Here is a 22,758-nt window from a genome sequence, read left to right as displayed (position 1 = left end):
AGGACCGGCTCGCAAACGCCGAAGGGCGGCGGAACCTCCCGGCCCCGCCGCCCTTCGTGCGCACTCCCTACGCGTCGCCGCCGGCCGCGCCCGGGTCGGCCGCGGTCACATCCAGCAGCTCGTACCGGTCGATGGCCTGCTTCAGCAGCGAACGGTCGATCCGGTTCTCCTTCGCGAGCTCGGTGAGCACCGCGAGGACGATCGACTGCGCATCGATGTGGAAGAACCGGCGGGCCGCGCCACGGGTGTCGGCGAAGCCGAAGCCGTCCGCACCCAGCGACTGGTACGCACCGGGCACCCAGCGCGCGATCTGGTCCGGCACCGAACGCATCCAGTCCGAGACCGCCACGAACGGACCCTCGGAGCCGGAAAGCTTCCGCGTGACGTACGGGACGCGCTGCTCCTCCTCCGGGTGCAGCAGGTTGTACCGCTCCACCTCCACGGCCTCGCGGCGCAGCTCGTTCCAGGAGGTCGCCGACCAGACGTCCGCCCGGACGTTCCACTCCTCGGCGAGGATCCGCTGGGCCTCCACCGCCCACGGGACCGCCACACCGGAGGCCATGATCTGGGCCGGGATCTCGCCCCGCTCGGCGGCCTTGAAGCGGTAGACGCCCTTGAGGATGCCCTCCACGTCCACGTTCTCGGGCTCGGCCGGGTGCTGGATCGGCTCGTTGTAGACGGTGAGGTAGTAGAAGACGTCCTCACTGTTCTCGCCGTACATCCGGCGCAGACCGTCCTTGACGATGTGCGCGATCTCATAGCTGAAGGCCGGGTCGTAGGCGACGCACCCCGGGTTGGTCGAGGCGAGCAGCTGCGAGTGGCCGTCCGCGTGCTGGAGACCCTCACCGGTCAGCGTCGTACGGCCGGCGGTCGCACCCAGCACGAAGCCGCGGGCGAGCTGGTCGGCCATCTGCCAGAACTGGTCACCCGTGCGCTGGAAACCGAACATCGAGTAGAAGACGTACACCGGGATCAGCGGCTCGCCGTGCGTGGCGTACGCCGAACCCGCGGCGATCAGCGACGCCGTGCAGCCGGCCTCCGAGATGCCGTCGTGCAGCATCTGACCGGTCGGCGACTCCTTGTACGCGAGCAGCAGATCACGGTCCACCGCCTCGTACTGCTGGCCCAGCGGGTTGTAGATCTTCGCGCTCGGGAAGAAGGCGTCCATACCGAACGTGCGGTACTCGTCGGGCGCGATCAGCACGAAACGCTTGCCGATCTCCTTGTCCCGCATCAGGTCCTTCAGGATGCGGACGAACGCCATGGTGGTGGCGATCGACTGCTGACCGGAGCCCTTCTTCGCGGTCGCGTACGTCTTGTCCTCGGGCAGGGCCAGCGGCTTCGCACGCACCACCCGGGTCGGGACGTAACCGCCCAGACCCTTGCGGCGGTCGTGCATGTACTGGATCTCCTCCGAGTCACGGCCCGGGTGGTAGTACGGCGGCGCGCCGTCCTCCAGCTGCTTGTCCGTGATCGGGATGTGCAGCCGGTCACGGAACCGCTTGAGGTCCTCGACCGTGAGCTTCTTCATCTGGTGGGTCGCGTTGCGGCCCTCGAAATTCGGTCCCAGGGTCCAGCCCTTGACCGTCTGCGCCAGGATCACCGTCGGCTGGCCCTTGTGGGCCTTGGCCGCAGCGTAGGCCGCGTAGACCTTCCTGTGGTCGTGACCGCCGCGGCCCAGGTGCAGGATCTGGTCGTCGGTCATGTCCTTGACCATGTCGCGCAGCCGCGGGTCGTCCCCGAAGAAGTGCTCACGGATGTACGCACCCGACTCGGTGGCGTACGTCTGGAACTGGCCGTCCGGCGTGGTGTTCAGCTTGTTGACCAGGATGCCCGTGCGGTCCTGCGCCAGCAGCGGGTCCCAGGAGCGGTCCCAGACCAGCTTGATGACGTTCCATCCGGCGCCGCGGAACTGCGACTCCAGCTCCTGGATGATCTTGCCGTTGCCGCGCACCGGGCCGTCGAGCCGCTGGAGGTTGCAGTTGACCACGAAGGTGAGGTTGTCCAGGCCCTCACGGGCGGCGATGGACAGCTGGCCGAGCGACTCGGGCTCGTCCATCTCGCCGTCGCCCAGATAGGCCCAGACATGGGATTTGGAGGTGTCGGCGATGCCGCGCGCCTCCATGTAGCGGTTCATCCGGGCCTGGTAGATCGCGCCGAGCGGTCCGAGGCCCATCGAGACGGTCGGGAACTCCCAGAAGTCCGGCATCAGCCGCGGGTGCGGGTAGCTGGACAGGCCGTTGGGCGCCTTCGACTTCTCCTGGCGGAAGGCGTCGAGCTGCGCCTCGCTCAGCCGGTCGAGCAGGTAGGCGCGGGCGTAGATGCCCGGGGACGCGTGCCCCTGGAAGAAGATCTGGTCGCCGCCCAGACCGTCGTCCTTGCCGCGGAAGAAGTGGTTGAAGCCCACGTCGTACAGCGAGGCCGAGGAGGCGAAGGTGGCGATGTGGCCGCCGACGCCGATCCCCGGACGCTGGGCGCGCGACACCATCACGGCCGCGTTCCAGCGGGTCGCGTTGAGGACCTTGCGCTCGATCTCCTCGTCGCCGGGGAAGAACGGCTCGTCCTTCGTGGCGATCGTGTTCACGTAGTCCGTACTGCGCATCTCCGGCACGGCGACACGCTTCTCGCGCGCACGCTCGATGAGCCGGAGCATCAGATAACGGGCCCGCTCACGGCCTCGCTCGTCGACCGCGGCGTCGAGCGAGTCGAGCCATTCCTGGGTCTCTTCGGGATCGAAGTCCGGGACCTGGCTCGGCAGGCCGCCAATGATGATCGGGTTGCGATCGGATCCGGAAGCCACGCTGTTCCTTCGCTGTTCGGTAGTGCTCTACGGGGCCTGATTGACGGAGAACATGCCCCCGGGATGTATGCAAGTACGCCATCACCATCGTGTACCGCGAGGGCGCAAACGTCATCTCTACCGAGGGGTAACCGCAGTGTGGTGAGACTCCGCGTCCGGTGTGCGGGGATGGCTCGTGCCAAACCGCAACCATACGCCCAAGCCGTCCAGGCGTTCCCAAAGGATGTTCGACTCCGAATGACGGACCGAAACGGCATAAGCTGTGGAAGGACGTAAAGGGTGTGGACGGTAGCGCCGGACCCCCGGAGGGGATCTGCCGACAGTGCGGCGACGTGGCAGGGAACGTCACCGTTTAGGCGGTCTCGGACGCCGGGTACTTGCGCGATCCGCCACTCCCGTGTGGACTACGGCCAACGCCTCGCGTACGCGCGTGGCTGAAGCATTTTCCGAAACATGATCAGGAGGCAACCCGTGAGCGCGACCGCGGACCACGCGGAGGAGCGGACCAACCCGGCAGCACGCCTGGGGTTCGAGCCCGGACAGGTGGTCCAGGAGATCGGCTACGACGACGACGTCGAGCAGGAGCTCCGTGAGGGCATTGAGGCCACAATCGGCCAGGATCTCGTCGATGAGGACTACGACGACGTCGCAGACGTCGTCCTGCTGTGGTTCCGCGACGAGGACGGCGACCTTACGGACGCGCTGGTGGATGCCATTGGTCTGATCGAGGACGGCGGTATGGTCTGGCTGATGACGCCGAAGACCGGCCGTGACGGGTACGTCGAACCGAGCGACATCAACGAGGCCGCACAGACGGCCGGTCTCTCCCAGACCAGGAGCATCAACGCGGGCAAGGACTGGACGGGCAGCCGTCTGGTCACGCCGAGGGCGGCCAAAGCCAAGCGCTGAACCACGCTCGCCACACATTCGCCCTGAAGGCCCCCGACGGCATCGAGCCGCCCGGGGGCCTTCGTGCGGTCACCGAGCCCTCCGTACGGCCGTCGGGGGCCTTCGTGCGGCCACGGGGCGGCCCGGACGGCCGGGGGAAGCGGTGGGTTCCCCGTGCGGGCTCTGCGTAGGCTGGGAGCCACCCGGACGGCCCAGCCCGGTGAACGTAGCGAAGGGACGCTTTTCATGGCGATCGAGGTCGGTACCAAGGCCCCGGATTTCGAGCTGAAGGACAACCACGGCCGGACCGTGAAGCTCTCGGACTTCCGCGGCGAGAAGAACGTCGTGCTGCTGTTCTACCCGTTCGCCTTCACGGGCGTATGCACGGGTGAGCTCTGCGCGCTCCGTGACGAGCTGCCGAAGTTCGAGAACGACGACACGCAGCTGCTCGCCGTCTCCAACGACTCCATCCACACCCTCCGCGTCTTCGCCGAGCAGGAGGGCCTCGAATACCCGCTGGTCTCGGACTTCTGGCCGCACGGCGAGACCTCGCGGGCGTACGGCGTCTTCGACGAGGAGAAGGGCTGCGCGGTGCGCGGCACCTTCATCATCGACAAGGAGGGCGTGGTGCGCTGGACCGTCGTCAACGGTCTGCCCGACGCCCGGGACCTCAACGACTACATCAAGGCGCTCGACGCGCTCTGATCCGGCACCGGTGGATCCGCATGCGGGCCGGTGAAAAGCCCTGCTTAGCCGGGAACCGGTCACTAGGATCCAGTCGTTGATCGGATGCCAACAACGTGGAGGCGCCGGCGTGTGCCGGCCCCCAAGGAAACCAATGGGAGGACTCGTGGGAGTCAGCCTCAGCAAGGGCGGCAACGTCTCGCTGACCAAGGCCGCGCCGAACCTGACCGCGGTCATCGTCGGGCTCGGCTGGGACGCTCGCACCACCACCGGTGGTGACTTCGACCTCGACGCCAGCGCGCTGCTGACGAACGCCGAGGGCAAGGTCGGCAGCGACGGGAACTTCGTCTTCTTCAACAACCTCAAGAGCCCCGACGGCTCCGTCGAGCACACCGGTGACAACCTCACCGGTGAGGGCGAGGGCGACGACGAGGTCATCAAGGTGAACCTGGCCGGTGTCCCGGCCGACGTCGACAAGATCGTCTTCCCGGTCTCGATCTACGAGGCCGAGAGCCGCCAGCAGAGCTTCGGCCAGGTGCGCAACGCGTACATCCGCGTGGTCAACCAGGCCGACAACAGCGAGCTGGCACGCTACGACCTCAGCGAGGACGCCTCGACGGAGACCGCCATGGTCTTCGGTGAGCTGTACCGCCACGGGGCGGAGTGGAAGTTCCGTGCCATCGGTCAGGGGTACGCCTCGGGGCTGCGCGGCATCGCGCAGGACTTCGGCGTCAACGTCTGAGAAAGCGCGACCCGGCCGCGCCGCCGAGGCGCGACCCGGGTCACGTCAGGGTGTGTTTCGAAAGTGGCGTCGTCCGCCCGGAGGGCGGGGTCGGGGGCATCTGGTGCGTGTGATCGCAAGGCGGCGGGAGGAAGGCGCAGCGGGCTGCGCCGACGACCGACAACGCGGCGAGCGTGCGTGCCGGACGTTCCCGGCCAGGCGGGACTTTCGAACCACGCCCTAGCAGTACCCCGTCCGGCGCCGCGCCCTCGTGCGGCGCCGGAAGCGCTCAACGGACGGCCCGGGGGCTTCTCGGTCCACCGGGCCCAGCAGACGGTTCATCGACTCGGGGAGGACACACACCATGGGCGTCACGCTCGCCAAGGGAGGCAATGTCTCCCTCTCCAAGGCCGCACCCAACCTCACCCAGGTGCTGGTCGGGCTCGGCTGGGACGCACGATCCACCACGGGCGCCGACTTCGACCTCGACGCCAGCGCGCTGCTGTGCCAGTCGGGCCGGGTGCTCGGCGACGAATGGTTCGTGTTCTACAACAACCTCACGAGCCCCGACGGTTCCGTGGAGCACACCGGCGACAACCTCACGGGCGAGGGCGATGGCGACGACGAGTCGGTCATCGTGCACCTCACTCAGGTGCCGGCGCACTGCGACAAGATCATTTTCCCGGTCTCCATCCATGAGGCCGACAGCCGGGGCCAGACCTTCGGCCAGGTCAGCAATGCTTTCATCCGCGTGGTCAACCAGGCGGACGGTCAGGAACTCGCGCGTTACGACCTCAGCGAGGACGCCTCGACGGAAACCGCGATGATCTTCGGTGAGCTCTACAGGTACAACGGCGAGTGGAAGTTCCGTGCAGTGGGACAGGGGTACGCATCCGGGTTGCGCGGCATCGCTCTAGACTTTGGGGTCAACGTTTCGTAAAGCCGCGCACTGCGCGGGGGAGCCCCGTACACCTCGGGGGAGACCCGTTACATACACGATGGGGTAGCCAGTGCTTTTGAAAACCTTTGGCTGGTCGTTCGCGGTCACCGCGCTCGGCCTGGTCGCAGCTCTGATCTACGGGGGGTGGGAAGCCTTCGGGATCGTGGCGATTCTTTCCGTCCTGGAGATTTCGCTGTCCTTCGACAATGCGGTGGTCAACGCCGGAATCCTGAAGAAGATGAATGCCTTTTGGCAGAAGATCTTCCTCACGATCGGTGTGCTCATCGCGGTCTTCGGTATGCGGCTGGTGTTCCCCGTCGTGATCGTGGCCATCACCGCCAAGATCGGTCCGATCGAGGCGGTCGACCTTTCCTTCAACCAGCCCGAGCGTTATCAGGAACTCGTCACCGACGCCCACCCGGCGATCGCCGCCTTCGGTGGAATGTTCCTGCTGATGATCTTCCTCGACTTCATTTTCGAGGAGCGTGACATCCAGTGGCTGCGCTGGATCGAGCGCCCGCTCGCCAAGCTCGGCAAGGTCGACATGCTGTCGGTCTGCATCGCGCTGATCGTGCTGCTGGTCGCGGCCATGACCGTCGCGACCAACGCCCACCAGCACGGCGGCGGTCACGCGGACAAGGCGGAGACGGTCCTGCTCTCCGGCGTCGCCGGTCTGATCACGTACCTCATCGTCGGCGGTCTCTCCGGCTTCTTCGAGAACAAGCTGGAGGAGGAGGAAGAGCGCGAGCACGAGGCCGAGGAAGAGGCCAAGCGGACCGGCAAGAAGGTCTCCGCCGTCGCGCTCTCCGGCAAGGCCGCGTTCTTCATGTTCCTCTACCTGGAAGTGCTCGACGCGTCCTTCTCGTTCGACGGCGTCATCGGCGCCTTCGCCATCACCAACGAGATCGTGCTGATGGCCCTCGGCCTCGGTATCGGCGCCATGTACGTCCGTTCGCTCACGGTCTACCTGGTCCGCCAGGGCACCCTCGACGACTACGTGTACCTGGAGCACGGCGCCCACTACGCCATCGGCGCGCTGGCCGTGCTCCTGCTCATCACCATTCAGTACCAGGTCAACGAACTCATCACCGGTCTCATCGGTGTCGCGCTGATCGCCTGGTCCTTCTGGTCCTCGGTCCGGCGCAACAGGGCGCTGGAGGCCGAGGGCGGCGGCGACGCCGGTTCCAAGGCGCCGTCCGGGGTGTGACCCGGTAGGGATTGCGGAACGCTCTCAGCGGGGCGGTCCGTGAGGCAACGGTTCTCCGGAGACATCCGGACCCGGCCCCACGGCCGCCCCGCAGTGATGTGGGTGTCCCGTCCGGGCGCGTTACGGCCGTGGGGCCGGGGCACTTTTCTACCGAGAAGCATGGGGGTTGGGGATGGCGTTCTGGGACGGCCTGTGGCCGCGGCGGGAGACACAGTTCGAGTCGGGCAGCGCGGCGACCAGTTCCATCGTGCTCTCCCGGCGGCACGCCACGGTCTCGCTCGCCAAGCAGGGGGCGCTGACCGGCAATCTGCGGGTCAACCTCTCCTGGCAGATGCGTACGTCGGACATCATGGGCCGCTCGCGGCAGAGCGGCCGGCTGCGGCGGCCGCTCAAGCTCTTCCAGCCCGATGCGGTCCAGGCCCACACCCAGGGCATGGTCAACGTCGACCTGGACCTGGGCTGCATGTACGAGCTGAAGGACGGAACCAAGGGCGTCGTCCAGCCGCTGGGCAACCTCATCGGCGACCTGAACGGTCCGCCGTACATCCGGCTCAGCGGGGACGACCGCTTCGGTGCGCCGTCGGGTGAGACCGTCTACGTCAATCTCGACCAGCGCGACCAGATCAAACGGCTGCTGTTCTTCGTCTACATCTACGACCAGACGCCGGCCTTCGACCGTACGCACGCCAAGGTGACGCTCTACCCGGGCAACGGCCCGCGGATCGAGATCGAACTCGACGAGCACGCCCCCGAGGCCCGTTCCTGTGCCGTGTTCACGGTGGAGAACATCAAGGACGAGCTGATCGTGCGGCGCGAGGTGAAGTTCGTGTACGGATTCCAGTCGGAGCTGGACCGGCTGTACGGCTTCGGCATGCAGTGGGGACGCGGCTACAAGTCCCGTACCTGAGCGGGCCCGGTATTCGGAGGCGGGCCCGCCCGGGAGCCGTCCCTCAGGACCGTACGAACTGCGGTCCCTGCGGCGGCAGCACGAAGTTCGGGTCCGGGGCGGGTGCCGCGGCCGCGGCGGGCTGCGGATAGCCGTAGGCCGGCTGGGCGGCAGCGGGCTGCGGGTACCCGTACGAGGGCTGCGGATAGCCGTACGCGGGCTGCTGGTGCTGGACGGTGGCCTGCGAGTCGGGGCCGGGCGCCACAGCCGGCGGGAAGTCGGGCGCGGGCGGGAAACCGGACGCCGGTCCGGGCGACGGGGCCGGCTCGGGCTCGGCCGCGGTTTCGTCGACCGAGATACCGAAGGCGGTCGCCAGGCCGACCAGACCGGTCGGATAGCCCTGCCCCACGGCCCGGAATTTCCAGCCATCGCCGCGCCGGTAGAGCTCGCCGCAGATGATCGCCGTCTCCTCTCCGGTCTCCGGCCGCACGTCGAAGACCGCGAGCGGATCCCCGTCGGCCGAGGCCGCGTCGTACAGCAGGATGCGCAGGTCGCTCACCTGTGCGAATGCGGCGCCGTCGGAGGAAGCGGCGACGACCACCTGCTCCACCGAGGCGTCGAGCCCGCCCAGATCGGCCTCGATGGTGTCCGTGAGCCCTTCGGGGACGCTGCGCTTGGGCAGTCGTCGTACCAGGCCGGAGGGGTGGCGGGGCTGGTTGTAGAAGACGAAGTCCTCGTCCGAGCGCACGCGGCCACCTGCTCCGAGCAACAGGGCCGAGGCGTCCACGTCCGGAACTCCGGCGCCCGGGGTCCAGCGCAGCACGGCCCGTACGGTCATGGCGTCCAGAGGGACGTTCGAGCCTTTCACCATCGCGTGCGTCATGCCCGTCATCCTGCCTGCTGGCTGCCCGCGCGGACAACGCGGGGGTCGCACCAGGTGTCCCGGCGGTTTGCCGGAAGTCCGGGGTTCGCGGTGCTCCGACCCGCCGGGAAATGGACGAGTTACCCGGAATTCATGCACGTGGGGAACTGTTGACACCCGTCCATACGTACTATTACCGGCCATGCGTTGCACGGCCGGTCAGCCAATTCGGGGGAGTTACATGCGTCATTTCGGGCATATTGCACCCGCCGCGAGGAAGGGTCTGTTCTTCCAGGAGCCGTGCGAGTTCGGTCCGGACTCGTCGGCCCGCGTGCTTTCGGCCGCCCTGGGTGCGACCCTGTACAGCCCTGCCACCCGGCCGCGACTTGCCGACGACGTGATCAAGCAGGCCGGGCGCGGTGTCGTCTCGATGGTGCTGTGCCTGGAGGATTCGATCGACGACTCCGAGGTCGCCGCTGCCGAGGAGAACCTGGTCAGGCAGTTCGCCGAGCTCGACACGCGCGGCGCCGAGGTGCCGCTGCTTTTCATCCGGGTCCGGGAGCCCGGTCAGATAGCCGACCTGGTGCACCGGCTCGGCATCACCGTCCGGATGTTGTCCGGTTTTGTACTTCCGAAGTTCACCGAAGAGCGTGGCCTGCCCTTCATGGAGGCGCTCACCAACGCCGAGAAGGCATGCGGACGGCGCCTGTTCGCGATGCCCGTCCTCGAATCGCCCGAGCTGCTGTATCTGGAGACCCGCGGGGAAACCCTCCAGGGCGTGGCCCGTACCGTCGACAAGTACCGCGACCGGGTGCTCGCGCTGCGGCTCGGCGTCACCGACTTCTGCTCGGCGTACGGACTGCGCAGGGCGCCGGACATGACGGCGTACGACGTACAGATCGTCGGCGGCGTGATCGCCGACGTGGTCAATGTGCTGGGCCGCGCGGACGGCACCGGCTTCACGATCACCGGCCCGGTGTGGGAGTACTTCCGGCTTCAGAAGCGCATGTTCAAACCCCAGCTGCGCCGCAGCCCCTTCCTGGAGGGCCGGGCCGAGGAGCTGCGCACGGCGCTGATCGAGCACGATCTGGACGGTCTGCTGCGCGAGATCGGGCTCGACCGGGCCAACGGCCTGCTCGGCAAGACCTGCATCCACCCGTCGCACGTCGCGCCCGTGCACGCACTGTCCGTGGTCAGCCACGAGGAGTTCAGCGACGCGGAGGACATCCTGCGGCCGGAGCGCGGCGGCGGTGGCGTCATGCGTTCCGCGTACACGAACAAGATGAACGAAGTGAAACCGCACCGCGCCTGGGCCGAGCGGACCCTGCTGAGGGCCGAGGTCTTCGGCGTGGCCAGGCAGGACATCGGCTTCGTGGAACTGCTGGCCGCGGGCCTCGCGGAATGAGCGGGCACCCGGCAAGGACAGCGAGAGAGAACCGGCAAGGACAGCGAGCGAGAGAGAAAGGGACGGCGAACGTGGTGTGGTCGGGCAGCTGGGTGACGGAGCGACTGGGCGTCGAGCTCGTCGGTGACGGGAAGCCCGACGGCGACCGGGAGCTGAGAGAGCTGCTGGGCCTCGCCCTGCGCCGCAACCCCAAGCGGGCCCACCTCCTCGTGTCGAACGTCCTCGGCAAGCACGTGCCGCAGAAGCCCTCCGTGGTCTACGGCACCGGATTCGAGCTCGGCCGACGGGTGCGCGAACTCCTCGGTGACGCCGAGGCGCGCCGGGCCGTGGTGCTCGGTTACGCGGAGACGGCCACTGGCCTCGGCCACGCGGTCGCCGACGGGCTCGGCACGGCACCGTACCTCCACTCCACGCGCCGCCCCGTCGAGGGCGTGGCACGGGCGGGCGGCTTCGAGGAGTCCCACTCGCACGCCACCTCGCACCTGCTGCTCCCGGAGGACCCGGACCTGCTGGCGGGCGTCCGCGGCCCGGCGGACGCGGACGCCGACGCGGGCACGGACGCGCCACTGGTGCTGGTGGACGACGAATTCTCCACGGGCAACACCGTGCTCAACACCATCCGCGCCCTGCACGAGCGGTATCCGCGGAGCCGTTACGTCATCGTCGCCCTGGTGGACATGAGGTCGCCGGCCGACCGGGGAAGGCTGACCGGCTTCGCCGCGGAGATCGGCGCCCGCGTCGACCTGGTGGCGCACGGCTCGGGCACGGTCACCCTCCCGGAGGGCGTCCTGGAGAAGGGCCGGGCACTGGTCGCCGCGCACGAGCCGGAGCCCGCGGACCGTGCCGCGCACGAAGCCGCCGAAGCCCCCGGCCGTCGGCCCTGTACCCGGGTGGACCTCCGGTGGCCCGCCGGTGTGCCCGACGGTGGGCGGCACGGCTTCACCCCCGCCCACCGGGCGGTCCTGGAGCCGGCCCTCCCCGCCATGGCCGCCCGCATCGCCGAAGCGCTGGGTGACGCCCGCCGCGTACTGATCCTCGGCTTCGAGGAGCTGATGTACGCCCCCCTGCGCCTGGGCACGGCCCTGGAGGAGCGCGCCGACGCCGAGGTGCACTACTCCACCACCACGCGTTCCCCCGTCCTCCCCGTGGACGACCCGGGCTACGCGATACGGACCCGGCTGGTCTTCCCGGCCCATGACAACCCGGCCGACGGGCCCGGCGACCGGTACGCGTACAACGTCGCGGGCGCCGGCTTCGACGCCGTCGTGCTCGCCGTCGACTCCGCCGCCGACACCCCCGAACTCCATGCCCCCGACGGCCTGTTGGCGCAGCTGGCCGCGCACACCGACCACGTCCTGCTCGCGGTCGTCCCCTCGTACGTTCCCTCGCGCCCCCACCCGCGTGTCCCCGAACGGCAGGAACCCCCCATGCTGCCCGAGCCCCTTCGCGGCCCCGCCTTCTCCTCCTACGCGCCGGACGAGGTCGGCTGGCTGCTCCAGGACCTCTCGGACACCGAGCTGGAGGCGCCCACCGAGGAGCGCGAGGAGGCGATACAGAGCGGTGGCGCGCACTACGCCGAATCGCTGCCCGTCGAGTACCAGCCGTCCGCCCAGTACCAGGAGCTGTTCAAGGCGGCGCTGGAACTGTCGGCCGCCCGTGTCGCCCGTGCCGTCGGCACCGTCACCGAAACCGTCCTCGCCGAGCGCACCCCCCGCCCGGTCCTGGTCTCGCTGGCCAGGGCCGGCACGCCCGTCGGCGTACTCATGCGCCGCTGGGCCAGGCACCGGCACGGCATCGACCTGCCGCACTACGCCGTCTCCATCGTGCGGGGCCGCGGCATCGACGCCAACGCCCTGCGCTGGCTGGCCGCCCACCACGACCCGGCGGACGTCGTCTTCGTCGACGGCTGGACCGGCAAGGGCGCGATCACCCGTGAACTCTCCGCGGCGCTCGCCGAGTTCGACGGCTTCGACCCGGAGATCGCGGTACTGGCCGACCCGGGCGGCTGCGTCCGCACGTACGGAACCCGCGAGGACTTCCTCATCCCGTCCGCCTGCCTCAACTCCACCGTCTCCGGACTGATCTCGCGGACCGTCCTGCGCTCCGACCTGGTGGGCCCCGAGGACTTCCACGGCGCGAAGTTCTACCGGGAGCTCGCGGACACCGATGTGTCCGGCCATTTCCTCGACAGCGTCGCCGCGCACTTCGGCGAGGTCGTCGACGCCGTGGACGCCGAGGTCAAGGAACTGCTCGCGGCCGACCGCGCACCCACCTGGGAGGGCTGGGCCGCCGTGGAGCGCATCAGCGAGGAGTACGGCATCCACGACGTCAACCTCGTCAAGCCGGGCGTCGGCGAGACGACCCGGGTCCTGCTGCGCCGCGTCCCGTGGAAGATCCTCGCCAAGCGAGGCGCGGGCGCGGACCTCGAACACATCCGTCTGCTGGCCGAGCAGCGGGGTGTGCCGGTGGAGGAGGTCGAAGGACTCCCGTACACCTGCGTCGGACTGATCCACCCGAAGTACACCAGGGGCGCGACGGGTGCGGACGGCAAGGCGGTGGAGTCGAAGTGACCACCCCCGCGGCCCCGACGACGGCCGACGCCGGCGCCCCCGTGACGCTGGTCGCCAGCGACCTCGACCGGACCCTGATCTACTCCGCGGCGGCGCTCCGGCTCGCCGTGCCGGACGCCGAGGCCCCCCGGCTGCTGTGCGTGGAGGTGTACGACCGCAAGCCGCTCTCCTACCTGACCGAGACGGCCGCGGCGCTGCTCGGTGAGCTGGCCCGCACCACGGTCTTCGTCCCGACGACCACCCGCACCCGCGAGCAGTACGGTCGCATCCGCCTGCCCGGCCCCGCGCCGCGGTTCGCGATCTGCGCCAACGGGGGGCACCTGCTCGTCGACGGCGAGTCCGACCCCGGCTGGCAGCGGCAGGTGGCCCGCAGGCTCGCCGACGAATGCGCCTCCCTCGCCGAGGTCCGCGCCCACCTCCTGGCCGCGGCCGACCCCGCCTGGCTGCTCAAGGAACGGGTCGCCGAGGACCTCTTCGCCTATCTCGTCGTGGAACGCCCGCTGCTGCCCGAGGGCTGGGTCGAGGAACTGGGGGAGTGGGCGCGGACACACGGCTGGACGGTCTCCCTCCAGGGCCGCAAGATCTACGCCGTTCCGGGCCCGCTGACCAAGAGCGCCGCCATGGAGGAGGTGGCCCGGCGCACCGGCGCCACACGCACCCTCGCCGCCGGTGACAGCCTCCTGGACGCCGATCTGCTCCTCGCCGCCGACCGCGCCTGGCGCCCGGCCCACGGCGAACTGGCCGACACCGGCTGGAGCGCCCCGCACGCCGAGGCGACCACCGCGCACGGCGTGGCGGCGGGCGAGGAGATCCTCCGGCACCTCCTGCGGGCCGCGGGCGAGGCCAGATCGTCCTGACACCGGGCGCAGCCGCAAGCGGTAGTGGGTCCCGGCTGCCCGGGGCCACACGCCTCTCAGCCGCAGCAACCGCCGCCGCAGCAGCCGCCCCCGCCTCCCCCGCCGGCCGACGGGGCGGCGGGCGCGGACCCCGCGGCCGACCCGCCGACGGCCACGGTGGAGAGCAGCTTCACGGTGTCGGAGTGCCCGGCGGGGCAGGAGGCCGGGTCGGAGGACTGAGCCATCGGGCGGCTGAGTTCGAAGGTGTCTCCGCAGGAGCGGCAGCGGAATTCGTAACGAGGCATGGCCCCAGGTTAGGGCCTGCCCGGCACCGGTGCACCGGATGCGGGCACGACGGGCGGCGGGTCAGGGACTGCGCCGGACGACCGGCATCGGCGGCGCGGTCGCCCTCCGGCCGAGCCGCATCTCCCGCGCCGCTTCCTCGGGGTGGCGGGCCCGCCAGTACGGGTTGTCGTGCGGAAGGCCGCCGCTGACCCGCCCGTACATCCCGAAGACCATCAGCATCAGACCGACCACAAAGCTGAACAGCACGTTCTGGATGCGGAAGGCGAGGAAGTTGTAGTCGGTCTCCAGCAGCGCGAGGTTCACGAAGCCGCTGAGGATGAAGGCGATGCCCAGAATCATGTTGAGCGTCGAGGCGAAGTTGCCGCCGATCACCATCCCGATGAACAGGAGCAGGCCGACACAGATGGACAGGACGCTCAGGGCACCGTTGGTGTTGAGGCCCGCGACGGTGGCTCCGCCGGTGCTGAAGAAGCCGATCTTGTTGATCAGCCCCAGGACACCGAAGGCGAGCAGCAGCAGCCCCATCAGCCCTGCCCCGACCCGGTAGACGCGGTTGAGCCGGTGGTCGACCGGCAGATGCTGGTCGAGCCGGGTGGCCTTGCGGCGGCGCGGAGTCCGTCGTCCGCCTGCATGCAGTACATGGGTGGCCATGTCGGCCTCCTTCGCACGGCCTCCTTCGCACGTACTTCCAGGATCCGTCCAAGGCGTTGCCACCGCACACCGGAGCCCGCGGGAGGTCATGGCGCGCAGCCGGTACGGCTCAGGCGCCCGCCCCGCGCTCCTCGCGGATCTCGGAGACCACCCGCGCGGCCGTCCGCCGCACCGCTTCGGTCTCGGTCAGGAAGTGCCAGTAGTCGGGGTGACGCCCGTCGAGCACGGCGACGGCTCGGTCCAGCCGGGCCACGGCGTCGTCCAGCGGACGGGCATGGCGCGGATCGGGCGTGCTGCGGCCGGCCATGGCCAGGCGCTGCGCGTCGCGGACCGCGAACCGGGTCCGCTGGATCTCCTGCTGCGGGTCCTCGGCCACATCGTCCAGCCGACGCAGCCGGTCACCGGCCGCGGACACCGCCTCGTCCGTGGCGTTCAGCAATGCGCGGACCGTGCTCAGCCGGGACGTCGCATCGACCCACCGCTGCTCGTCCCGGGCCTGGGCGGCCTCCTTCAGCTTCTCCTCGGCCTGCCGCACATTGACGGCCGCCTGCTCGGGCACGGGCTGGAGATCCTGCCAGCATGCCGCGGAGAAACGCCGCCGCAACTCGCTCAGCACCGGCTCCACCGAGCCCGCCCGGGTCGTCAACGCCTGGGCGCGCGTACGCAACGACACCAGCCGGTGGCCGATCTCGGCGGCGCGCTCGGGCAGCTTTTCCGCCTCGGACCGCACCGCCTCGGCATCGCGCAGCACCCGGTCGGCACGCTGCAGGGTCTCGGTGACGCCGTGCCGGCCGGCGCCCTGATTGAGCTTGGTCAGCTCGGGGGCGAGGGCCGCCAGCCGGGCGGCGAGATCATCCGCCCGCAGCCCGGACGCACGCACCGTGTCGAGAGCGTTGCTCGCGCCGAGCAGCGCCTGCCGGGCCCGCTCCACGGCGGGCGCGAGCTGGGCGAGCTGCGTCTCCGCGCTGCCCAGCAGCGGACCGAGCCTCTGCGCGAACCGGTCCAGCTCGGCCTTGACCCGTACCAGCTCGTCCTTGGCCGCGGCCAGCTCCGACCGCGCGCGGGCGGCGACCGACGGCTCCAGATCGTCCCGGTCCAGGTCGTGAGCGTCGACCGCGGTGATGTACGTGTGGCTGACCTCGTCGATCCGCCGCCCCAGGGCGGTGAAGTCGTCCACGGCCTTGCGCGCGGTGGGCGAGCTGTCCACCGCGGTGATCGTCTCGATCGAGATCCGCAGATCGCGCTGAGCCGTGTCCAGCTCGTAGAAGGCCGACGCGGCGGCGTCCTTCGCGGCCTGCGCCTCGGCGCGCTGACTCTCCCCGCGCCCGCCGAACCAGCGCCTCGTACCACCACCCGCGAAAGAGGCCGGCAACGCCGCGGCGAGCAGCGGCACCGGCAACAGCATCAGCACGACGACATCCCTGACGGCGGAACTCCCACCCGCTCTCGCCCGCGGCCGCGCGTGTGTCGCCGTCACATCCCTCTCCCGTGCCGTTTCGCCCTGCCCGGTACATTCTCGCACCAGGTAAGGACGAACACACGGGCCGGTCAGTTCGCGCTTCGGACCGTGACTTCGCCGTTGTCGCTCCGGGCCTTCACCACATGACTGCTGCCATCGCTGCGCGGCGCGTCCACCGAGGTGCGCCCGTTGTCGGCGACGGCGTCCACCGCGTACTTCACGGGGCCGCCCGGCAGATCGATGGTGATCGCCCCGTTGTCGCTCACGGTGTCCACGAGATCCGGCACGGCCGCGAACCCCAGCCGGATGCTGCCGTTGTCGGACCGCGCCGACACGGACCTGGCCGAGATCCCCTCGGCGACGACGGCACCGTTGTCGCTGGACAGCTTGAGCGGCCCGGTGGAGTCCCGGACGGTCACCTCGCCGTTGTCGGCGTTGAGGGTGAGCGGGGTGCGGAAGCCGGAAGCGACGATCCTCCCGTCGTCCCCCTCGACGACCACCGTCACCCCGCGCGGCACCTTCACCTGGTGCTCCGCGGCGCAGTCACCGATCAAGGCGTCGCACTTCACCCCGAGCGTGAGCGTGTCGTCCTGCATCCCCCAGTGCGGCTCGGGCCCGTTCCCGAACGCCACCCACCCATCGACACGGCGGGTCACCTCGACCTTCCGCACATCGGCCGGCACGAGCTCCAGCGACGACTGCCCGGAACGGATGGTCAGCGTCTTGCCGCTCAACGCGAACGACTTGTGCTCGGCAGGCGCGCCGCTCACATCCGTACCGCCACAACCGGAAAGCACAAGAGCCAGAAGCGCGGCCCCACCGGACGCGATGAGAGTGCGGGTGCGGACTGCCACGATGATCTTTCCCCCAGGTCGTACGGCGGATGCCCCGATGCTGCGGCCTTCACCGTAAGTACGCGACCGCCCGGCCGGAATCCGGACGGCTACCGTACGCGGGGTAGGGATAACCCCCGCACGCCCCGCCGTACCCTCGCCGACCGGCGTCCCGTTCGCTGCCGCCCGGGATCGTTTGTGACCATGGGCCGTAGTCCATGTACGCTGTTGCCTCATCACGGGTGCGTAGCTCAGGGGTAGAGCGCTGCTCTTACAAAGCAGATGTCGGCGGTTCGAAACCGTCCGCGCCCACCAGCACAAAGGCCCCTCGCCGATCATGGCGAGGGGCCTTTGACATCTATTTCTGACATCAACGGGGACGATCGGTCACGACCGGGGACGGCTCCTGAGCAGCCGGTCCATGTGACTCACGGCCTCGCGCTGTGTGTCCTGGACGACGTGCGTGCAGACGTTCATCGTGACAGCGATCTGGCTGTGCCCGAGGATCTCCATCACGACGCGGGGCGGGACGCCGGCGGCGGTGAGCAGGGTCGCCGTACCGTGCCGGGCATCGTGGAGCCGGATGACGCGCAGGCCGGCGTTCTTCGCGTCGCGGGTGAACGAGCGGTAGAGGTTGCGTGGCTCGATGGGCTGTCCCGTCCGAGTGGTGAAGACGTACCCGAAGCCCGCCATCTCCTTCTCCTCGTAGGACAAGAAGCCCAGGCTCCGGTAGAACGCGTGGTTGCGCTTGCCCTCCGGGGACGATTCGTGGTCCGTGGACAGGAGGAAAAGCGGCAGTGCGAGTAGCGCCGCATGAGGTGCTCGACCAGGGCGCGGTCGACGCCCTGCCGGTGATGCGCAAGATCGACCACGACATCCTGGACGTAGCAGATGTCTTCGTCGTCGGAGATCGTCCGGGCCAGGCCGAGGAGTGTTCCTGAACCGTCTCGTGCTGTGATGACCAGGTGAGAGTTGGCCAGGCCCCTGCACAGCCTGTCGACATCCCGGGCGTAGCCCTCCCAGCCGACCGAGTCGTAGAGGCTCAGCATTTCCTCGGGATCGAATGCGTCCTCTTTTGCTATGAACACCCTGAACCCCCCATGCGGCGCTGCCGCTTCTCGTCGCCGATCCGACACCACATCCGACTCCACACCTGCCGGGCCCGTCGAGATCGACATTGAACTGGGGTCGGCGTGCAAGCGCTTGGCGACACGTCAGGTCGAACCCGCTCCCGTCTCGGATGTCTCGGCAGCCGCAAAGATCCGGTCCAGGTGGTGACGGAGCACCGCGACGGCCGACTCCGGACTCCGCTGGCCCACGAGAATGCTGGTGCCCAGGGTCGCCGCCATCGCGAGCAGGCTGATCGCCTCCGTGCGTGCGTCGGCGCCCGGGTCGGCCAGGCCTGACGCCTGCGCCTGCTCGAGCAGTCCAGTCAGGGCGTTCTCCGCGGCGTCGGGGTTGTCGATGAAGGGCTGGGCGGCCAGCGCCTCGTCGGTCACCGACAGGATCGCGTAGGAGCTGTACAGCAGGTGGAACGTACGGCTCTCCTCGTCGGTCGGCAGCGAGGCCAGCAGCAGCGCCTCCACCGTGGCGCGCGGACCCGGCTCCGGGCCGGCGGCGGCCAGGCGGGCACCCACCCTCGCGGTGAAGCGGTCGGTCAGGTGCCGGAGGCCGTAGAAGAGCAGCCTCTCCTTGGTCTCGAAGTAGTACTGCACGAGCCGGAGCGACACGCCGGCCTCCGCGGCCACGTCCCGCATGCCGACGGCGTGCAGCCCTCGCCGCCCCGCGACCTGGATGAGCGCCTCGGCGATCTGGGCGCGCCGCTCCTCGTGATCCACACGCTTCGGCATGTTCCGGTGTCTCCGCCCGTCGATGGTGGGTTTGCGGTCCGCTCTCCGAACCCCTTTATGATACCGGCGTACCAAATTCATGGTACGGTCGTACCATGAAGAACGGATCTTCACAGGAGGTGCCGCCGTGCCCGAGAACACCGCCCGCGTACGCCGCGATGTCGGCCGCTACGTCAACGACACCCTGCGCGACCGCTACTTCGCCGCCGCCGACGTGCTCTACGCGATGGGGGCACCCGTCCGCTCCGAGACCGACGTGGACACCGCCTTCGGCACCACGCACGTCTACCGGTACGGGCCCGCGGACCCCGCCGCCGAGTCCCGGACCCCGATCGTCCTGATCCACGGCGCCGGCTACAGCTCGGCGATGTGGTACCCCAACACCCCCGGGCTCAGCCTCGACCGCCCCGTGTACGCCCTCGACACCCCCGGCGACGCCAACCGCAGCATCCACCGCGAACCCATGTGGCAGCCCGAGCGCGCCGCCCAGTGGATGGACGAGGCCCTCGACGCGCTCGGCCTCGACCGGGTCCACCTCGTCGGCTCCTCCTACGGAGGCTGGCTGGTGCTCAACCAGGCGCACCTGCGGCCCGGACGGCTCGCCTCGGTCACCGCCCTCGACCCCGGCGGCCTGGAGAAGGTCGGCCTGCGCTTCTTCGCCTGGATCTTCGTGAGCCTGTTCGCCACCTTCGCCCCGAAGGCGCTGCGCCCGCGTCTCGCCGCCTGGTTGGATCAGCCGGTGCTCGCCATCCCCGAGATGCGCAAGTGGATCCAGCTCGGCGCCCGCGCGTACCGGATCCGCCGCCCCGCGCCCCTGCCGCTGGCTGAGGACGAGCTGCGGTCCATCCGGACCCCGCTCTACGTGATCATGGGCAAGCACAGCCTGCTGGTACACCCCAAGCGGCAGCTGGAGCGCGTACCGCGCCTCGTTCCCGGAGCCCGCGCCGAGATCATCTCCGCGACCGGGCACGGCCCGCAGATCGACCACCCGGACGTAGTCAACGCCCGGATGCTGTCCTTCATGGAGGACGTCGACTCCCTCGACGCTGCTGCGGTCGACGGATAGGACTACGTGGGTGTCGTCGGCGCCGTTTTGCGCGAGTGCGTGCCGCAGACTCGGCGTGCTGACCCTTGTAGCGGGCGGCGAGTTGCGGTTCCGAGGGGAGGCGTTGTTCTCGCGCTGAATGCCGTCGACGAGGAGGGTAGCCACGGTGGCGCCGGCTACTGCACGGACACAGCACAGACGCCCCGCCACCCACCAGGACCGCCAACGGACGTGCAGGCCGGGCCTGTTGATTCGGATTGCCGGACGCCATTGCCTGCAGTGCGTGGAGGTCCTCAGCCGGCCTTGGCGATGATGCGACCCATCTCCTCCTGACCGAAAGCCCGCAGAGTCGTGGTACGGACGTTACCCACTCCGCCGAGTTGCAGGAGTGTCGCGGTGGCGGTTTCGTCGTCGGGCGCCTCGACGACGGCCACGAGGTCGTACGGGCCGACGGTCCAGTAGAGACTCGAAAGCTTCGCCCCGAGCTTCTGTGCCGCTGCGGCGAACGCATCGGCGCGTTTCGCAGTGTCCTTGTAGTTTCGGACCCCTTGATCGGTCCAGTTCAGCAACGCGACATACGTCGCCATTTTCTTTCACCTCCACGAGGAAACACATCGTTGGGATAATTCTGAACATTACGGCTGAAGTCTGCGCGCGGTGCGCACCCGAACGAGCTGTACGGGCGATCACGGGCGATTGATCACGGTGGCCGGAACGTGCGAGAGGCGCTTTGCGCTACAGCCGCGCTGACCTGCAAAGGGGCACTCGGCAGCGCCGAGGCCGCCTCAGCTGCCTCGCTCCACCGCAGTGCGGTTCGAATCCGTCCGCCCCCACCAGCCGGAACGCCCCCGCAGCGAGCCGCTGCGGAGGCATTGACGATGGTTCAGTGCGCTCGCGCACGGCCCTTGCCGCAGAATCCGCCAGTTGGACGATCTCCGTGGCGGGTCACGGATGGACCGCCGGAGCGGCTGGGACGATGCACGCATGGCACCGAAGGCGGGCACTGCTGAGGGTTCGGCAAAGGCGCGACTTGTCCTGCTGACACTCGCGGCCGGTCAGTTCCTGATGGCGCTCGACAGCTCCGTCATGAACGTCTCGATCGCGACGGTGGCCGACGACGTGGGCACGACCGTGACAGGTGTCCAGGGTGCCATCACGGCTTACACGCTGGTCATGGCGATGTTCATGATCCTCGGCGGCAAGGTGGGAGCGCTGATCGGCCGCAAACGCGCGTTCGTGATCGGCTGTGCCGTCTACGGCTGTGGCTCCCTGACCACGGCACTCGCACCGAACCTGCCGGTGCTGCTGCTCGGCTGGTCGTTCTTCGAGGGCGTCGGAGCGTCGCTCATCCTGCCCGCGATCGTGGCGCTCGTCGCCAGCAACTACGCCGCTGAACGCCGTCCCGCCGCCTACGGACTCGTCGCGGCCGCCGGGGCCGTGGCGATCGCGCTCGGGCCGCTCGTCGGGGGTGTCGCGACGACCTACTTCTCCTGGCGCTGGGTCTTCGTCGGCGAGGTCGTGGTGGTGCTCGCCATCGTGGTGCCGGCCCGCCATATCGCTGACGCAGTGAGCGACGAACGTCCGCGCATCGACGTCATCGGCGCCGTGCTCTCCGCCCTCGGACTCGGAAGCTTCGTCTACGGTGTGCTGCGATCGAGCGAATGGGGATGGTTCAGGCCGAAGCCCGATGCGCCTTCGTGGCTGGGAGTGTCGCTGGCCGTGTGGATGATGCTGGCCGGTCTGTTTCTGATCTGGCTCTTCCTCCACTGGGAGGCCCACCTCGTGAAGCGGCGCAGGGAGCCACTCGTCGACCCGGCCATGCTGCGGAACCACCAGCTCACCGGCGGGCTGACGATGTTCTTCTTCCAGTACCTCGTTCAGATGGGCATGTTCTTCGTGGTACCGCTCTATCTGTCGGTGGCCCTGGGCCTGTCCGCGCTTGTCACCGGCGCCCGTATCCTGCCGCTCTCGGTCACACTGCTGGCGGGCGCAATCCTGATCCCACGCCTCCTGCCCGATGTCTCGCCGCGGCTGGTCGTGCGGCTCGGGAACCTCGCGCTGCTGGCGGGAGCGGTAGCTCTGATGGCCGCGCTCGACGCGGACGCCGGCGCGGAAGTCGTCACCGTTCCCCTCCTGCTGATCGGGCTCGGGATGGGAGCACTGGCGTCCCAGCTCGGTTCGGTCACCGTGTCCGCGGTTCCGGAATCACAGAGCGCGGAAGTCGGCGGAGTCCAGAATGCCGTCACCAACCTCGGTGCCTCGATCGGCACGGCTCTTGCCGGGTCGATCCTGATCGCCACCCTCACGTCCTCGTTCCTGACCAGCGTGGAGCTGAATCCGGCGGTCCCGGCGGATGTCAAGACGCAGACGGGCATCGAGCTTCAGGGCGGCGCGCCCTTCCTGTCGGACACTCAGCTCGAATCCGCCCTCACGGAAGCCGGCACGAGCAACGAGGCGACTCAGGCCGCGCTCGACGCGAACGCCGCCGCCAGGCTCGACGGCCTGCGCGCCGCACTCACCGTCCTCGCCTTCACCGCTCTCCTCGCCTTGTTCTTCACTTCACGGATTCCGGAGGTCCAGCCTCGATCGACAGGAACGTGACGTGACATGGCATGGCGTGCTTGTTGTTGCTGCCGCGTCGTGGCTCGAACGCATCGCTCGCCCCGTCCCGCCCGGGGGCGGGACGGGGCGGCGTGGGAATGGGGTGCTCGGCTCGATGGTTCGGCTCAGGCGTTGGGGCGCTTGCCGTGATTGGCGTTCTTCTTTTTGCGGGCGCGGCGCTTGTTTGCTCGCTTGGCCATGACCTGCCTCCCTC

20 protein-coding genes, 1 tRNA gene and 2 pseudogenes are annotated in these 22,758 nt (G+C 69.2%); 12 read left to right on the top strand and 11 right to left on the bottom strand.

Annotated features, from left to right (window positions below; genetic code table 11):
* Window positions 1-67 precede the first annotated feature (67 nt).
* On the bottom strand, window positions 68-2,800 hold the full coding sequence (aceE, locus tag ACWCQ6_RS03825) for a pyruvate dehydrogenase (acetyl-transferring), homodimeric type (protein WP_451085164.1): 2,733 nt from the start codon (window positions 2,798-2,800) through the stop codon (window positions 68-70).
* A gap of 471 nt (window positions 2,801-3,271) precedes the next feature.
* Between aceE and ACWCQ6_RS03820 the strand changes: the two genes are divergently transcribed.
* The 6 genes from ACWCQ6_RS03820 to ACWCQ6_RS03795 all read left to right on the top strand — a co-directional run bounded on the left by ACWCQ6_RS03820 (window position 3,272) and on the right by ACWCQ6_RS03795 (window position 8,147).
* Window positions 3,272-3,709 carry a DUF3052 domain-containing protein gene (locus ACWCQ6_RS03820; protein ID WP_451085163.1) on the top strand — a complete coding sequence of 146 codons (438 nt, stop codon included), beginning with the start codon at window positions 3,272-3,274 and terminating at the stop codon, window positions 3,707-3,709.
* Window positions 3,710-3,934: 225 nt separating this feature from the next.
* A complete protein-coding gene (locus ACWCQ6_RS03815; RefSeq protein ID WP_189541777.1) occupies window positions 3,935-4,393 on the top strand; it encodes a peroxiredoxin in 459 nt (152 codons plus the stop codon).
* Window positions 4,394-4,538: 145 nt separating this feature from the next.
* A complete protein-coding gene (locus tag ACWCQ6_RS03810; RefSeq protein ID WP_451085334.1) occupies window positions 4,539-5,114 on the top strand; it encodes a TerD family protein in 576 nt (191 codons plus the stop codon).
* 343 nt (window positions 5,115-5,457) lie between these two features.
* Window positions 5,458-6,033, top strand: a complete 576-nt coding sequence (locus tag ACWCQ6_RS03805) for a TerD family protein (RefSeq protein ID WP_451085162.1) — start codon at window positions 5,458-5,460, stop codon at window positions 6,031-6,033.
* Between the two features lie 70 nt (window positions 6,034-6,103).
* On the top strand, window positions 6,104-7,240 hold the full coding sequence (locus ACWCQ6_RS03800) for a DUF475 domain-containing protein (protein WP_451085161.1): 1,137 nt from the start codon (window positions 6,104-6,106) through the stop codon (window positions 7,238-7,240).
* A gap of 172 nt (window positions 7,241-7,412) precedes the next feature.
* Complete coding sequence (locus ACWCQ6_RS03795; protein WP_451085160.1) at window positions 7,413-8,147, top strand: TerD family protein; 735 nt, start codon at window positions 7,413-7,415, stop codon at window positions 8,145-8,147.
* 43 nt (window positions 8,148-8,190) lie between these two features.
* Here ACWCQ6_RS03795 and ACWCQ6_RS03790 read toward each other — a convergent pair whose 3' ends face one another.
* Window positions 8,191-9,009 carry a TerD family protein gene (locus ACWCQ6_RS03790; protein WP_451085159.1) on the bottom strand — a complete coding sequence of 273 codons (819 nt, stop codon included), beginning with the start codon at window positions 9,007-9,009 and terminating at the stop codon, window positions 8,191-8,193.
* Between the two features lie 220 nt (window positions 9,010-9,229).
* Between ACWCQ6_RS03790 and ACWCQ6_RS03785 the strand changes: the two genes are divergently transcribed.
* The 3 genes from ACWCQ6_RS03785 to ACWCQ6_RS03775 are packed head-to-tail and all read left to right on the top strand — an operon-like array spanning window position 9,230 to window position 13,820.
* Complete coding sequence (locus ACWCQ6_RS03785; RefSeq protein WP_451085158.1) at window positions 9,230-10,393, top strand: HpcH/HpaI aldolase/citrate lyase family protein; 1,164 nt, start codon at window positions 9,230-9,232, stop codon at window positions 10,391-10,393.
* The gene (locus ACWCQ6_RS03780; RefSeq protein ID WP_451085157.1) at window positions 10,390-12,963 is read left to right on the top strand and encodes a phosphoribosyltransferase; all 2,574 of its coding nucleotides are present in this window, start codon (window positions 10,390-10,392) and stop codon (window positions 12,961-12,963) included. Before ACWCQ6_RS03785 ends, ACWCQ6_RS03780 begins: the two co-directional genes overlap by 4 nt.
* A complete protein-coding gene (locus tag ACWCQ6_RS03775; protein WP_451085156.1) occupies window positions 12,960-13,820 on the top strand; it encodes an HAD family hydrolase in 861 nt (286 codons plus the stop codon). The genes ACWCQ6_RS03780 and ACWCQ6_RS03775 overlap by 4 nt, the downstream gene beginning before the upstream one ends.
* A gap of 56 nt (window positions 13,821-13,876) precedes the next feature.
* Here ACWCQ6_RS03775 and ACWCQ6_RS03770 read toward each other — a convergent pair whose 3' ends face one another.
* The 4 genes from ACWCQ6_RS03770 to ACWCQ6_RS03755 all read right to left on the bottom strand — a co-directional run bounded on the left by ACWCQ6_RS03770 (window position 13,877) and on the right by ACWCQ6_RS03755 (window position 17,069).
* Window positions 13,877-14,104: an FmdB family zinc ribbon protein gene (locus ACWCQ6_RS03770; protein WP_451085155.1), complete on the bottom strand. Its 228-nt coding sequence runs from the start codon at window positions 14,102-14,104 to the stop codon at window positions 13,877-13,879.
* A 61-nt stretch (window positions 14,105-14,165) separates the two neighbouring features.
* On the bottom strand, window positions 14,166-14,756 hold the full coding sequence (locus ACWCQ6_RS03765; RefSeq protein ID WP_451085154.1) for a DUF4383 domain-containing protein: 591 nt from the start codon (window positions 14,754-14,756) through the stop codon (window positions 14,166-14,168).
* A gap of 109 nt (window positions 14,757-14,865) precedes the next feature.
* A complete protein-coding gene (locus tag ACWCQ6_RS03760) occupies window positions 14,866-16,233 on the bottom strand; it encodes a hypothetical protein (RefSeq protein ID WP_451085153.1) in 1,368 nt (455 codons plus the stop codon).
* A 71-nt stretch (window positions 16,234-16,304) separates the two neighbouring features.
* A complete protein-coding gene (locus ACWCQ6_RS03755) occupies window positions 16,305-17,069 on the bottom strand; it encodes a DUF4097 family beta strand repeat-containing protein (RefSeq protein WP_451085152.1) in 765 nt (254 codons plus the stop codon).
* A gap of 219 nt (window positions 17,070-17,288) precedes the next feature.
* On the opposite strand from ACWCQ6_RS03755, the gene ACWCQ6_RS03750 reads away from it, so the two are divergent.
* Window positions 17,289-17,363, top strand: a tRNA-Val gene (locus tag ACWCQ6_RS03750).
* 72 nt (window positions 17,364-17,435) lie between these two features.
* On the opposite strand, the pseudogene ACWCQ6_RS03745 reads toward ACWCQ6_RS03750, so the two are convergent.
* The 3 genes and pseudogenes from ACWCQ6_RS03745 to ACWCQ6_RS03735 form a co-directional block, all read right to left on the bottom strand.
* A pseudogene (locus tag ACWCQ6_RS03745) lies at window positions 17,436-17,747 on the bottom strand (tyrosine-type recombinase/integrase); the annotation flags it as partial.
* A 152-nt stretch (window positions 17,748-17,899) separates the two neighbouring features.
* Window positions 17,900-18,097: pseudogene (locus ACWCQ6_RS03740) on the bottom strand (hypothetical protein); the annotation flags it as partial.
* Between the two features lie 165 nt (window positions 18,098-18,262).
* Entirely contained in the window at window positions 18,263-18,898 is a 636-nt protein-coding gene (locus tag ACWCQ6_RS03735) for a TetR/AcrR family transcriptional regulator (protein WP_451085151.1), read from the bottom strand.
* A 127-nt stretch (window positions 18,899-19,025) separates the two neighbouring features.
* On the opposite strand from ACWCQ6_RS03735, the gene ACWCQ6_RS03730 reads away from it, so the two are divergent.
* Window positions 19,026-19,964: an alpha/beta fold hydrolase gene (locus ACWCQ6_RS03730; protein ID WP_451085150.1), complete on the top strand. Its 939-nt coding sequence runs from the start codon at window positions 19,026-19,028 to the stop codon at window positions 19,962-19,964.
* Between the two features lie 272 nt (window positions 19,965-20,236).
* Here the strand turns inward: ACWCQ6_RS03730 and ACWCQ6_RS03725 are convergent, their stop codons facing one another.
* Window positions 20,237-20,530: a GYD domain-containing protein gene (locus ACWCQ6_RS03725; protein ID WP_451085149.1), complete on the bottom strand. Its 294-nt coding sequence runs from the start codon at window positions 20,528-20,530 to the stop codon at window positions 20,237-20,239.
* Window positions 20,531-20,927: 397 nt separating this feature from the next.
* Between ACWCQ6_RS03725 and ACWCQ6_RS03720 the strand changes: the two genes are divergently transcribed.
* Window positions 20,928-22,544: an MFS transporter gene (locus ACWCQ6_RS03720; RefSeq protein WP_451085148.1), complete on the top strand. Its 1,617-nt coding sequence runs from the start codon at window positions 20,928-20,930 to the stop codon at window positions 22,542-22,544.
* Window positions 22,545-22,669: 125 nt separating this feature from the next.
* On the opposite strand, the gene ACWCQ6_RS03715 is transcribed toward ACWCQ6_RS03720, so the two are convergent.
* Window positions 22,670-22,744 carry a 50S ribosomal protein bL37 gene (locus tag ACWCQ6_RS03715; RefSeq protein WP_451085332.1) on the bottom strand — a complete coding sequence of 25 codons (75 nt, stop codon included), beginning with the start codon at window positions 22,742-22,744 and terminating at the stop codon, window positions 22,670-22,672.
* Window positions 22,745-22,758: the final 14 nt, after the last annotated feature.

Source organism: Streptomyces sp. NPDC001880 (genome assembly GCF_053594575.1).
Note: the sequence above shows the minus strand (reverse complement) of the source record. Positions and strands in the feature narration are given on the sequence as shown.